Origin of the sequence: Sphingomonas aerolata, assembly GCF_023935825.1 — a bacterium.
Classification (GTDB): domain Bacteria; phylum Pseudomonadota; class Alphaproteobacteria; order Sphingomonadales; family Sphingomonadaceae; genus Sphingomonas; species Sphingomonas aerolata.
Window position 1 is genome coordinate 3445635 of the sequence record NZ_CP098762.1, and the last position, 13582, is coordinate 3459216.

The following is a 13582-nucleotide window of genomic DNA, read 5'->3' on the forward strand; positions in this document are numbered from 1 at the left end:
GCCGGGGGTTAGACGACCATGCTTGCCGAACGCCAGCCTGCGACTGAAGTCCTCGCACCCCCGCCGCACGTCCGCGACGACGCCAGCCTGTTCTTCGATTTTGACGGCACCCTGGTCGATCTGGCCCCGACCCCCGATGCGGTGGTCGTCGATGCCGGCCTGCTCGACCAGCTCGACCGGCTTGCCGTGCGCTTCCCGGCGCGTGTCGCGATCATCAGCGGGCGGTCGATTGCACAGCTCGACGCGATGCTGGGGCAACATGCCCGCCGGTTCGCGGTCGCGGGCAGTCACGGTGCGGAACGCCGCACGCCCGAGGACGGCCATGTCGCCGCCGAACGTCCCGCCTCGCTCGAAACCGCCGCCGAGGCGCTGCGCGCCTATGCCGAGGCGAACGCACTGGTCTATGAGGCGAAATCGCTCGGCGCCGGGCTGCATTACCGGATGGCGCCGGCGTTCGAGGCGGATGCGGTAAGCCTTGCCGAGGATCTTGCCCGCACGCACGGCCTGACGCTCCAGCGCGGCAAGATGATGGTCGAGCTGCGCACCCCCGGCGACAAGGGCGCAGCGCTGCGCGACCTGATTGCCGCACCCGCGCTGGTCGGCAGCCGCCCGTTCTTCTTCGGCGACGACGTCACCGACGAGGATGGTTTCGTCGCCGCACACGCGCTGGGCGGCGCCGGAATCCTGATCGGCCCGGAACGCCCCACCGCCGCCACCTACCGCCTCGACGATGTCGCGGCCCTACGCGGCTGGATTGCCGCCATATTGGAATCATGATGACCGCTACCCAGTCCGCCCCCCGCCCGTTCGACACCAATCCGACGCCGGACATGAACCTGTGGCCGATCGGCAATTGCCAGGTGTCCGCGCTGATCGACCGCACCGGCACGTTCGTCTGGGGCTGCGTGCCCCGCGTCGACGGCGACCCTGCCTTCTGCGCGCTGCTCGGCGGCGACGCCCCCGAGACGGGGCTGTGGGCGATCGAGCTCGAGGGCAGCGCGAAGACGACGCAGGCCTATATCCGCAACACCCCGATCCTGGTCACCCGGCACGAGGACGAGGCGGGCAACGCGGTCGAGGTCACCGATTTCTGCCCGCGCTTCGTGCGCGAGGGGCGGACCTATCGCCCGACCAGCTTCGTGCGGATCGTCAAGCCGGTCGCGGGCAGCCCGCGGATCCGCATCCGCCTGCGCGTCGCGACCAATTGGGGCCAGCCGACCACGCATACGCAGGGGTCGAACCATATCCGGTTCCTGATGGACGACCAGACGCTGCGGCTCACCACCGATGCGCCGGTCGGGCATATCGTCGGCGAGCGCTGGTTCCGGCTCGAACGGCCGATGCACCTGTTCCTGGGGCCCGACGAGAGTTTTGCCGGCGTGCTGCACGAGGCGGCCGAGGCGATGCTGACGCGGACCAAGGACGAGTGGCGCCACTGGGTGCGTGGGCTCGCGACCCCGGTCGAATGGCAGGACGTCGTCATCCGCGCGGCGATCACGCTGAAGCTGTGCCAGCATGAGGAGACCGGCGCGATCGTCGCCGCGCTCACCACCTCGATCCCCGAACATGCGGGGTCGGAGCGCAACTGGGATTACCGCTATTGCTGGATCCGCGACGCCTATTACACGGTGCAGGCGCTCAACCGGCTGGGGGCGCTCGACGTGCTAGAGGGGTATCTCGAATATCTGCGCAACATCGTCGATGCGTCGAAGGGCGGGCATGTCCAGCCGCTCTACGGCGTCGGCGGCGAGGCGACGCTGGTCGAGCGCGTCGCGCCCGCGCTGCCGGGCTATCGCGGCATGGGGCCGGTCCGCGTCGGCAACCAGGCGTATGAGCAGATCCAGCACGATGCGTATGGCCAGATCATCCTGTCCGACGTCCAGGCGTTCTTCGACCAGCGGCTGTTCCGCATGTCGAGCCACGAGGATTTCAAGAGCCTCGAGCTCGTCGGCGACCGTGCCTGGGAAACCTATGACAAGCCCGATGCGGGGCTGTGGGAGCTGCGCACCAAGGCGCATGTTCACACCTATTCGGCGGCAATGTGCTGGGCGGCGTGCGACCGGCTCGCCAATGCGGCGGGCGTGCTCGGACTCGAGGATCGCCGGACCTTCTGGAACGCGCGCGCGGACACGATCCGCAAGACGATCGAGACATCGGCCTGGCGCGAGGAGACGCAGCGCATCTCCGCAACGTTCGGCGGCGACGATCTCGACGCGAGCCTGATCCAGCTGCTCGACCTGCGCTTCTTCGCGCCCGACGATCCGCGCTTCCAGTCGACGCTGAAGGCGGTCGAAGAGGGTCTGCGCCGCGGCAGCCACATGCTGCGCTATGCGACCGAGGATGATTTCGGCCTGCCGCACACCGCGTTCAACGTCTGCACCTTCTGGCTGATCGAGGCGCTGCACGCGACGGGGCGCACCGCGGATGCGTGCGCGCTGTTCGCCGAGATGGTCGCGCGGCGTACGCCCGCGGGGCTGCTGTCCGAGGATATCGACCCCAATACCGGCGAGCTGTGGGGCAATTATCCGCAAACCTATTCGCTGGTGGGGCTGATCAACTGCGCCGTCCTCCTCAGCAAACCCTGGAGCGCCGTACGATGAGTCGCCTGGTCGTCATTTCGAATCGCGTGCAATCGGTCGACGCGCCGTCGGGCAACCAGGGCGGCCTCGCGGTCGCGCTGCTCGCCGCCCTGCGGGAAAAGGGCGGGGTCTGGTTCGGCTGGTCGGGCGCGACCACCGAGACCTTTACCGGCCATATCAACTTCCAGCAGGGCAAGGGCGTCACCACCGCGACGATCGACCTCGAGGAACAGGATTTCGACGAATATTATAACGGCTATGCGAACCGGACCTTGTGGCCGCTGTTCCATTACCGGATCGACCTGACCGAGTTCGAACGCGATTTCTCCAGCGGCTATGCGCGCGTGAACAAGCGCTTTGCCGAGACGGTATTGCCGCTGATCGAGCCCGACGATCTCGTCTGGGTGCATGATTATCACCACGTTCCGCTCGGGCGCGAACTGCGCAAGCTGGGCGTCGAGAACAAGATCGGCTTCTTCCTCCACATCCCCTGGCCGCCGATGGCGATGCTGCTGTCGCTGCCGAGCCACCGCGCGCTCGTCGAATCGATGTTCGCCTATGACGTGGTCGGGTTCCAGACGCAGGACTGGCTCGACAGCTTCCTGCATTACGTCACCAGCCAGCTCGACGGCGTGGTCGGCGAGGATGGATGGGTGACGGTCGGCGACCGGACGATCAAGGCGATCACCACGCCGATCGGGATCGAGACCGCGGATTTCGAGAAGTCCGCGAGCAGCGACACCGCGCGTCACGCCAAGGAGCGCATGTACATGTCGGCGACCGGGCGCAGCCTGATCGTCGGGGTCGACCGGCTCGATTATTCGAAGGGGCTGGCCGAGCGCTTTTCGGGCTATGAGCGGTTCCTCGCGTCGCACCCCGATCACCGCGGGCTGGTCTACATGCTCCAGATCGCGCCGCCCTCGCGCGAGAAGGTCGACACCTATCAGGAGATCCGCGCGAACCTCGATTCGATGTCGGGGCGGATCAACGGCGAGTTTTCGGATATCGACTGGACGCCGATCCGCTACGTCAACCAGGGCTTTCCGCGCGACGTGCTGGCGGGGATCTACCGCGCGGCGCGGGTCGGGCTGGTGACGCCGCTTCGCGACGGGATGAACCTCGTCGCGAAGGAATATGTCGCGGCGCAGGATCCCGAGGATCCCGGCGTGCTGATCCTGTCGCAGTTCGCGGGTGCGGCGGCGCAGCTGTCGGATGCGGTGCTGGTCAACCCGTACAGCCCGGAGGAAATGTCCGACGCGATCGCCCGCGCGCTCAAGATGCCGCTCGCGGAGCGCAAGGCGCGCTGGGAGAAGCTGATCGACAACGTCCGCAAGGAGGACGTGATGTGGTGGTGCGAACTGTTCATCACCGCGCTTGAAGATGCGCCGGAGCATGTCGAGGCGTAACCAACGTCGTCATCCCCGCGCAGGCGGGGATCCAGACTGGCTACCCCTGCGAGTCTCCTCCACGGCCAGCCAATATGGATCCCCGCCTACGCGGGGATGACGGCTTGAGCGGGGATGACGGCTTGAGCTGGGATGATGCCGAGCGGTGACGGGTTCTTCTCAAAACCCGTCATCCTGACGAAACGGGTGTCCGCGCCGCGCCAGCGTTACGACGCGACACCCCGCACCGGGTCCGGCGCCATCAGCAGGCGGCCGCGGGGCATCGCCTCGGGCATTTCCGCCGTGATATACGCCAGCATCGCCTCGCGGACGTCGCAGCGCAGGTCGAACGCGACCGAGGCGTTCTTGGCGGTCATCAGCGCGCGGAGTTCGACCGCGTCGGCCTTCATGTCGGTGACCTGCAGGTTGAAGAACCGGCCGTCCCAGCGCGGATTGGCCTTCACCACTTCGGCGAGTTTCTCGCGCAGGCGGGGCACGTCGGTCGACGGATCGACATACCAGAAGACCGAGCCCATCAGCTGACTGGTCTCGCGCGTCCAGTTCTGAAAGCTCTGTTCGAGGAACTTCGACACGGGCACGACGAGGCGGCGTTCGTCCCAGATCTTGATGACGACGAAGGTCAGGTTGATCTGCTCGACGCGGCCCCATTCGCCGTCGACGATCAGCACGTCGTCGAGACGGATCGGTTCGGTGAACGCCATCTGCACGCCGGCGATCAGATTCTTGAGCGCCGGCTGGGCGGCGGCACCGACGACGAGGCCGGCGATACCCGCCGACGCCATCAGCGTGACGCCGATCGAGCGGATGCCGGGGACGCTGAGCAGCATCAGGCAGACGCTGATGAAGATGATGAAGAAGGTGCCGATCCGGCCGAGGATCGCCGCACGGGTGCGCTTGCGCCGCGCGCGCAGATTGTCCTCGACGGTGATGTCCGAGCGGATCTCGATCACGTCCTGGAATGCGCGCAGGGCCGCGACCGCGAGCCAGCCGAGCAAAGCGGGGACGAGGAAGCCGAGCAGCTGCTTCCACAATTCCTCGATATCGTCGTCCATCGGCAGGATCCGCGCGACGAACGCGACGCTGACCGCGACGAACACTGCGCGCAGCGGCCGGCGGACGCGCGCGAGGACGAGCCCGTCGGTCTTGGCGGTCGAGCGCCGCTGCGCATGGCCGGCGATCCGCATCGTCAGCCAGTGCGCGACCAGCGCGAAGAGCACCGCCGCGGAGACCACGGCGACGCTTTCCAGCCAGACCCATTCGGGTGGTATGTGGAGCGATCTGAATATGCGCATGACAGCGCAACGGTGCGGGTGCGGGGATGTTCCGCTGCGGTGCAGCATGGGGGATCCGCTTTAGATGAGGAGCACCTCCCCGGCGGAGGCCGGGGCCCAGTTGGCAAGGTCGCGGTAATGGAGGGCGGCCCGTCGTTACCGCCGTCCCCCAACTGGGCCCCGGCCTTCGCCGGGGTGGTGATTTCCTTGGAAAATCGCTCGCCGCGACCCGCGTTCCCGGATGACGTGCCCCCGTGATCATGCCACAAGACAGCGACCATGATCGCCCGGAGAATCAGACGCTTCCTGAGCGAGGAAGACTGGACGTTCGCACCGCACGAACTGCCCGTCCTCCCCGGCTCACCGGGCTCGCCCGCGCATCCGCGGCACCGCCAGATCGCCTATGCGCTGATCGGCATCCTGCTCGGACTGACGGTCGGGTTCGGCAATGCGCTGATCAGTGCGAACACCTATACGCTGCAGGGCGCGCTCGGCCTCGATCCCGCCGAGATCGCGTGGCTGCCGACGGTCTATGTGATGACCAACGTCAGCATCAACCTGCTGATGATCAAGTTCCGCGCGCAGTTCGGGCTCAGGCCCTTCGCGCTGATCTTCCTCACGCTCTACGTGCTGGTGACGCTCGCGCATCTGTTCGTCCACGGGTTCGCCACCGCGATCGCGGTGCGGGCGATCAGCGGGATGGCGGGCGCCGCGCTCAGCAGCCTGTGCCTCTATTATGTGATGCAGTCGCTGCCCGCGAAATGGCGGCTGAAGGCAGTCGTGCTCGGCATTGGCATCCCGCAATGCGCGACGCCGCTCGCGCGGCTGTTCTCGCCCGACCTGCTCGCCATGTCGCAGTGGCGGACCCTGTACCTGTTCGAGCTGGGCCTCGCGCTGCTGTCGCTCGCCGCGGTCGCGGCGCTGCGCCTGCCGCCGACGACGCGGAGAAAGGCGTTCGAGCCGCTCGACTTCCTCACCTTCGTGCTGTTCGCGGGGTCGACCGCGCTGTTCGCCGCGGTGCTCGGGCTCGGGCGGATCCTGTGGTGGACCAATGCGCCGTGGATCGGCTGGGCGCTGATCGTCGCGATCCCGATGTTCGCCGCCGCGATCGTCGTCGAGCATCACCGCGTCAATCCGCTGCTCAACACCCGCTGGCTCGGCAGCGCGGATATCTTGCGCTTCACGGTCGTCATCGTGATGGCGCGGATCGTGCTGTCCGAACAGACCTATGCCGCGGTCGGCCTGCTGACCGTGCTGGGGCAGAACAACGACCAGCTCATCCCCTTCTTCCTGATCATCTTCGTCGCCTCGGTCGCGGGCGTGATCGCGAGCGCGGTGACGCTCGACGTCGAGCGGCTCGGCCATCCGATCATGCTCGCGATCGGGCTGGTCGCGGTGGCGGCGTGGTTCGACTCCTATGCGACCAGCCTGACGCGCGCGCCGCAGATGTACGTGACCCAGGCGATCATCGGCTTCTCCGCGACCTTCTTCCTCGGCCCCGCGTTGCTGTTCGGGATGACGCGGGCGCTGAAGGAGGGTGCGGGCCACATCATCAGCTTCATCGCGCTGTTCGGGATCATCAACTCGCTCGGCGGGCTCGGCGGGACCGCATTGCTCGGCAGCTATCAGGTGGTTCGCGAGAAGGCGAACAGCGCGGCGCTGGTCCAGCAGATCTCGCCGACCGACCCGATCGTCGCGCAGCGCATCGCCGCGGGCGGCGCCGCGGTCGGCCGGGTGATCGTCGACCCGACGCTGCGCAGCGCGGAAGGCGCGGCGATTCTGTCGCAGACCACGACGCGCGAAGCAAACGTGCTTGCCTATGCCGACGTCTTCCGCTTGGTCGCGATTCTCGCCGGAGGGACGTTCGGGTATCTCGTCTTCCTGATGGTGCGACGCCAACGACGCGAACGCCGTGCGCGACTTGAGAGGACGACATGACCGACGCCCGCAGCCCGGTGGCAGAAGGACCCGCGACGGAGGAGAAACAGGCGGAGACGGCCGCCGCCCCTACGGCCGCGCCTGCGCCTGCGCCCGCCGCGACGCCCGCCACCCCGGTCGGCTCGGGCTGGCGACCGCAGCCGCCGAGCCCGCGGGTCATCGGCGTCATCGTCCTGCTCGTGATCGCGGGCGTCTGCGCGGTGCTCGCGGCGTGGCGGCTGCCGCCGTTCGCGACCAGCTACCAATCGACCGACAATGCCTATGTCCGCGGCCGCACCACGGTGATCAGCCCGCAGGTCAGCGGCTATGTGACGCAGGTGCTCGTGCGCGACTTCGCGGATGTGAAGGCGGGCGATCCGCTGGTGAAGATCGACGACCGCATCTATCGCCAGCGGATCGACCAGGCGCAGGCGCAGGTCGACGCGCAGGCGGCGACGCTGTCGAACAGCCTCCAGACCGCGCGCAGCCGCCAGGCGAGCCTCGCCGCGCAGGACGCCGCGGTCGCCAATGCCGCGGCGCAGCTGATGCGCGCGCAGGCGGACATGGCGCGCGTCAACGACCTCGTCACCGACGGCTCGGTCAGTCTGCGCGAACGCGACCAGACGCTCGCCGCGCTCCGCCAGGCGGAAGCACAGGTCCAGCAGGCCAAGGCCGCGCGCGAGATCGCCCGGCAGGATATCCGCACCGTCGAGGTCGGGCGCGGCGGCCAGGAGGCGGGCGTCTCGGGCGCGGAGGCGGCGCGCCAGCTCGCGCGGATCGACCTTGCCAACACGGTGATCCGCGCACCCGAGACGGGGCGGCTGAGCGAGGTCGGCGTCCGGCTCGGCCAATATGTGACCGCGGGGTCGCAGCTGATGTTCCTCGTGCCGCCCGAAACCTGGGTGATCGCGAACTTCAAGGAAGCGCAGACCGCGCGGATGGCGGTCGGCCAGCCCGCGTCGTTCACCGTCGACGGGCTCGCGAACGAGCGGCTGACCGGGCACGTCGAACGGATCTCGCCCGCGGCGGGGTCCGAATTCGCGGTGCTGAAGGCGGACAACGCGACCGGCAACTTCACCAAGGTGCCGCAGCGCATCGCGGTGCGCATCCGCGTCGATCCGGGCCAGCCGCTGAGTGCGCGGTTGCGGCCGGGGATGTCGGTGCAGGCGCGGGTCGATACCGCCGGCGGGCCGGGGCCGCGGTGATGTTGCAAACATCCCTCGGTCCCTGTTCTCCAGCCCAGCTTGGATCGCCGCCTTCGCGGGGAGACATTTTGGCAGGGGCGACAAGCCAAACCAAGATTTCCACCCCGGCGAAGGCCGGGGCCCAGTTGAGGGACGGCGATAACGGAGCGTTGTCCGCCCTTACTGCGACCTTCCCAACTGGGCCCCGGCCTTCGCCGGGGTGGTGGCAGGGGGTGCGGGCGATACCCGATGCTTCGTTTGCGTCCTGTTCTCCCGCGAAGGCGGGAGCCCAGACTGGGTCCCCGCCTTCGCGGGGAGACATCTTGAGGGAGGGCGCTGCGCCGCCTCACGCCGCCACCCCTACCAAAACCGCTACCCCGGCGAGTATCCCCACCCCGGCGGAGGCCGGGGCCCAGTTGGGGGACGGCGATGACGGAGCACTGTCCGTCGTTACCGCGGCCTTCCCAACTGGGCCCCGGCCTTCGCCGGGGTGGTGGTTGACAGTGCGGGTGCGGCGCGGCGTGCCGGGGTGGTGGGCACCAGTGCGGGCGTGGGGCGGCGTGCGTGCGTGGCGCCGAAAACACGCATGGCGGACCGCCGCCGCCCTCCCCCTCGCGCTGCTCGCCACCGCGTGTATCGGCCCCCGCCCCGAGGCGCCTGCCGCGACCGCGGTTGCCCCACCCCCCGCGTGGCGGACCGCGCTGGGGCCGGGTACGCCGATCCGGGCGGACTGGTGGAGCGCGTTCGGGGATCCGGTGCTGACGCAGCTGGTCGGGCGGGCGCTCGCCAACAGCCCCGATCTCGGCGCCGCCGCGGCGCGGATCGACGAGGCGCGGGCCGCCGCGCGGCTGGCACGGGCGCAGCAGACGCCGCTGGTCAACGGATCCGCGCCCGGCACCACCGGGCAGACGGTCGGCGCGCTCGGCACGCCGATCGATGCGATCGGCGCGCAGCCCGCGGTCAGCATCAGCTATGATCTCGACCTGTTCGGCCGGCTGCGCCAGGCGAGCCGCGCGGCACAGGCGCAGTTGCTCGCGAGCGAAGCGTCGCGCGACACTGTCCGCCTCGCGATCGCGAGCAGCGTCGCGACCGGCTACATCACGTTGCGTGCGCTCGACCAGCGGCTCGCGGTCGCGCGCCAGACGCTCGACGCGCGCGCCGAGGGGCTGCGCATCGCCCGCCGCCGCGCCGAGACCGGCTACACCTCGAACCTCGAGCTGCGGCAGGCCGAGGCGGAATATCACGCCACCGAACAGCTCGTCCCCGCCGCCGAACTGTCGATCAGCCGCCAGGAAAACGCGCTGAGCCTGCTGCTCGGCGATGTCCCCGGGCCGATCCCGCGCGGCCTGCCGCTCGACCGGCTCGCCGCGCCTGCGATCCCCGATGGGCTGCCCGCCGACCTGCTCCGCCGCCGGCCAGACCTGTATCAGGCTGAGCAGACCCTGGTCGCGACCGACCGCTCGCTCGACAGCGCGCGCGCGGCGATGCTGCCCAATCTCGCGCTCACCGGCTCGGCGGGCGTCGTGCTGTCGAGCGCGCTCGCCGATCCGATCGCGGTGTTCTCGATCGGCGCGAGCGTGCTCAGCCCGATCTTCGACGGCGGGCGGCTGGGGGCGCAGGCCGATGCCGCGACCGCGCGCCGCGACCAGGCGGCGTTCGCCTATCGCCGCACCGCGCTGCAGGCGTTCCGCGAGGTCGACGACAGCCTTGCGGGCGTCCGCCGCTCGGGCGAACAGGCCAATGCCTTCGCCGCACAGCGCGATGCGCTCGCGGGCGCGCTGCGCAACGCGTCGAACCGCTACCGCGCGGGCTATTCGGCCTATATCGACCAGCTCGATGCGCAGCGCGGGCTGCTGACCGCGGAGCTGTCGCTGGTCCAGGCGCGCGCGGACCGGCTGACGGCCTATGTGACGCTCTACCAGGCGATGGGCGGCGGCTGGTCGCGCGACGATGCGGCGATCGTGCGGCGCTGAGGGGCGTGCCCCCAGGGTTACGCAGGCCGCCGCCTGCAACCCTGGGCTCCCGCCTTCGCGGGAGAACAGTTTCTGCCACACCGGATTCGCCACCGTTCCCCCGCGCAGGCGGGAGCCCAGAATCAAAGCAGGACGGCAGGCGCGACTTTGCCCCCCGCATCCACGGACGAAGCGCTGCATTTTCCTGCCACAGTTGATGCATAAGCGGGTGCCATGAAGGCCATCATCCTTGCCGCGGGCCACGGATCGCGGCTCCTGCCGCTGACGCTCAGCACGCCGAAATGCCTGGTGCAGGTCGGCGGGCGGGCGATCCTCGATTCGCAGCTCGACGCGGTCGCGGCGGCGGGGTTCGATGGCGCGGTGATCGTCGGCGGGTACCGTATCGACCAGATCGCCGCGCATCTGGCCGGGCGACGCGGCGATCCGCCGACGACGCTGCTCTTCAACCCCTTCTGGTCGGTCGCCAACAGCATCGGCAGCGTCTGGGCGGCGCGCGCGCATCTCGGCGCCGCGTTCGCGCTGATGAACGGCGACACATTGTTCGACGCCGCGATCCTGCAGGCGGCGCGTGCCGAGGCCGGGCCCGGCGTGACCCTGGTGGTCGAGCCGCTCCACGAACCCGGCCTCGACGACATGCTGGTCGAGGCGGACGGCGAGCGGGTGATCGCGGTCGGCAAGCATCTGGTCGGGCACCAGGCGACCGACCGGTCGCTCGGGCTGATCCTGTCGGGCGGCGGCACCGCCTATGCCGACGCGCTGCGCGCGGTAATCGGCGAGGACGAGGGGATCCACGCCTATCACCACGCGGTCGTCCGCCGCGTCGCCGAAGGGGCCGGCGTCCGCGCGCTGCGGATCCCCGCCGGCGCGCGCTGGCAGGAGATCGACCGGCCCGAGGACATCGCGCATTGGCAGGCGTCATGACCCGGAAGGTCGCGTTCCTGTTCCTCGGCGAGACGCTGCTGATCCCGCATCTCTATCCGATCGTCGAGGCGCTCGCCGCCGCCGAGCCGACGCTGCCGATCGAATTGTGGGTCAGTACGTCGGTGCACGAAGCGCTGCTTGCACGCTGGAGCACGGGGCTTGGGCAGGTGACGATCCGGCGCGCGCCGGGGTTTCGCGCGCTGCCCGGCCGTGCCGAGGGCGACAATCCGCCGCTGCCGCCCAAGCTGCCGACGCTGTTCCGCCTCCTGCCGCATCTGCTGCGCACGCCGGTGGTGGTGTGCGCCGAACAGACCAGCCTGTGGCTGCCCGCGACGCTGCCGCTGCGGACGCGGTTCATCGACACGTTCCACGGCGCGGGGTCGATGATGGCGCGCGGGCACTGGCGGCGGCGCGCAGGGTGGCGCACCTTGGTCGCGGCCGAGCGCGACCGGCAGGCGCTGATCGACGGCGGCGACGCGCCCGAGCGGATCGTCACCACCGGCTATGTGAAGGCCGCATTCCGCCAGCGCACCCCCGCCGCGCGGCTGTTCGCCGATCCGCGCCCGGTGATCCTCTACACCCCGCACTGGCAGGCGCATCGCTCGTCCTGGTGGCGCTGGGGGCCCGAGGTGGTCGACCGGATCCTCGCCGATGGCCGCTACAACCTGATCTTCGCGCCGCACCAGCGGCTCGTCGAGCGCGCGCCCGAGCTGCGCGGCTTCGTCGCCGGGCTCGCCGGCCGCGCGGGCGTGCATGCCGATCTCGACAGCTTCGCGATGGTCGATGGCAGCTACACCGCCGCCGCCGACCTGTATCTCGGCGACACGTCGAGCCAGGTGGTCGAATATATGATGCGCCCGCGGCCGTGCGTGTTCCTGAACGCGCTGGGGGCCGACTGGGTGGACGATCCCTCTTATGCGATGTGGGGCGCAGGCGCGGTGGTCGACAGCCTCGACGCGCTGATCCCCGCGATCGACGCCGCGCCCGCGCTGCATCCCGGATATCGGGATTTCCAGACGCGGTTCGTCGAGACCGCGCTCGGCGACGTGTCGGGCGGCGCGCCCGCACGCGCGGCGCAGGCGGTGCTCGCCGCGCTGCGCTGATCGCGCCCGGGCTCGCAATCCGCGCGTAATCGGCTATCGGGCAGCGGATGCAAGACATGCCAGCACTCGTGCCCCTGGGCGACAATCCGACCCTGCTCTGGGGGATGCGTAACGACGAGCGGCTGCGGCGGATCGGCGTGGCGCAGGGCTTTGCCGGCAGCGACGCGGCGGACGGCCCGGCGATCCTCGCCAACATGGCGTTCGCGTTCGACCCGGTCTGGACCGCGCATCTGAAGACGCGTCCCGGCACCGTGATGACGCGCGCGGGCGTTCCCGTGCTGGCGCATGTCCGGACCGCCGAGGAGCGCGCGCGGGTCGCCGCGGCGATGCACGCGGACGCAACCCTCGACGCCGCCAGCGGGCTGACGATCATCGCCGCCGAGTCGGACGAGGGGATCCTCAACGAGGCGCTGCGCAAACGCGAGAAGCCGTTTGCCGAGCGGCTCGTCCCCGCCGCGGTCCCCGCGATCGAGCGGGCGAGCTATGTCGGCGCGTACAAGGGCGTCACCGACCTGCTGACCAAATATCTCTGGCCCGAATGGGCGCTGGCGATCACCCGGGTCTGCGCGCGCGCGGGGATCACGCCGAACCAGGTCACCGCGATGGGATCGGTGCTGTGCATCGTCGCGACGATCGCCTTCTGGTATGGCTGGTTCTGGACCGGGCTCGCCACCGGGCTCGTCTTCATGGTGCTCGACACCGTCGACGGAAAGCTCGCGCGCTGCACGATCACCGCGTCGAAGCTCGGCAATGCGTGGGATCACGGCGTCGACCTGGTCCATCCGCCCTTCTGGTGGTGGGCCTGGGCCGCGGGCTGCGCGCCCTATGGCCGGCCGCTCGACGATGCGACCTTCTGGGCGGTGATCGGCACGATGCTGTTCGGCTATGTCGCGCAGCGGCTGATCGAGGGCGCGTTCATCGTCCGGTTCGGGATGCACATCCATGTCTGGGAACGGTTCGACAGCTGGTTCCGGCTGATCACCGCGCGGCGCAACCCGAACATGGTGATCCTGTTCGCGGGGCTGGTCGTGACGCGGCCCGACTGGGGGATCATCGGCGTGGCGGCGTGGACCGCGATCTCGCTGGTCGTCCATCTCGTCCGGCTGTTCCAGGCGATGGCGCGGCGCGCGAAGGGCGGCGCGATCACGAGCTGGCTCGCCTGATCGCGTCGCACGCCCCGACCCGCCAGCCGCGACTTGCCGCACCGCACCGCGCGCTTTAGGGGCCG

Annotated in this window: 10 protein-coding genes; 9 read left to right on the forward strand and 1 reads right to left on the reverse strand. The window is 69.7% G+C overall.

The window, feature by feature from the left end; genetic code table 11:
- Positions 1 to 18 precede the first annotated feature (18 nt).
- Genes otsB through NEF64_RS15810 form a run of 3 tightly spaced genes read left to right on the forward strand, consistent with a single transcriptional unit; the run spans position 19 to position 3985 of the window.
- Positions 19 to 777: a trehalose-phosphatase gene (gene otsB / locus NEF64_RS15800; RefSeq protein ID WP_056405169.1), complete on the forward strand. Its 759-nt coding sequence runs from the start codon at positions 19 to 21 to the stop codon at positions 775 to 777.
- The gene (locus NEF64_RS15805) at positions 774 to 2600 is read left to right on the forward strand and encodes a glycoside hydrolase family 15 protein (protein ID WP_235516259.1); all 1827 of its coding nucleotides are present in this window, start codon (positions 774 to 776) and stop codon (positions 2598 to 2600) included. The genes otsB and NEF64_RS15805 overlap by 4 nt, the downstream gene beginning before the upstream one ends.
- On the forward strand, positions 2597 to 3985 hold the full coding sequence (locus NEF64_RS15810; protein WP_031394052.1) for an alpha,alpha-trehalose-phosphate synthase (UDP-forming): 1389 nt from the start codon (positions 2597 to 2599) through the stop codon (positions 3983 to 3985). Before NEF64_RS15805 ends, NEF64_RS15810 begins: the two co-directional genes overlap by 4 nt.
- Positions 3986 to 4191: 206 nt before the next feature.
- Here the strand turns inward: NEF64_RS15810 and NEF64_RS15815 are convergent, their stop codons facing one another.
- Positions 4192 to 5277 carry a mechanosensitive ion channel family protein gene (locus tag NEF64_RS15815; RefSeq protein ID WP_056405167.1) on the reverse strand — a complete coding sequence of 362 codons (1086 nt, stop codon included), beginning with the start codon at positions 5275 to 5277 and terminating at the stop codon, positions 4192 to 4194.
- Between the two features lie 258 nt (positions 5278 to 5535).
- Between NEF64_RS15815 and NEF64_RS15820 the strand changes: the two genes are divergently transcribed.
- The 6 genes from NEF64_RS15820 (at position 5536) to NEF64_RS15845 (ending at position 13517) form a co-directional block, all read left to right on the forward strand.
- Positions 5536 to 7194, forward strand: coding sequence for an MFS transporter (locus NEF64_RS15820; protein WP_056405165.1), 1659 nt, complete (start codon positions 5536 to 5538; stop codon positions 7192 to 7194).
- Positions 7191 to 8378 (forward strand): HlyD family secretion protein, encoded by a 1188-nt coding sequence (locus NEF64_RS15825; RefSeq protein WP_056405163.1) that lies wholly within the window; start codon positions 7191 to 7193, stop codon positions 8376 to 8378. The genes NEF64_RS15820 and NEF64_RS15825 overlap by 4 nt, the downstream gene beginning before the upstream one ends.
- Positions 8379 to 8974: 596 nt before the next feature.
- Positions 8975 to 10330, forward strand: a complete 1356-nt coding sequence (locus NEF64_RS15830) for an efflux transporter outer membrane subunit (protein WP_156360246.1) — start codon at positions 8975 to 8977, stop codon at positions 10328 to 10330.
- 213 nt (positions 10331 to 10543) lie between these two features.
- The gene (locus NEF64_RS15835) at positions 10544 to 11251 is read left to right on the forward strand and encodes a phosphocholine cytidylyltransferase family protein (protein ID WP_056405158.1); all 708 of its coding nucleotides are present in this window, start codon (positions 10544 to 10546) and stop codon (positions 11249 to 11251) included.
- Entirely contained in the window at positions 11248 to 12354 is a 1107-nt protein-coding gene (locus NEF64_RS15840; protein WP_056405156.1) for a hypothetical protein, read from the forward strand. The genes NEF64_RS15835 and NEF64_RS15840 overlap by 4 nt, the downstream gene beginning before the upstream one ends.
- A gap of 47 nt (positions 12355 to 12401) precedes the next feature.
- On the forward strand, positions 12402 to 13517 hold the full coding sequence (locus NEF64_RS15845; RefSeq protein WP_199848926.1) for a CDP-alcohol phosphatidyltransferase family protein: 1116 nt from the start codon (positions 12402 to 12404) through the stop codon (positions 13515 to 13517).
- Positions 13518 to 13582 lie beyond the last annotated feature (65 nt).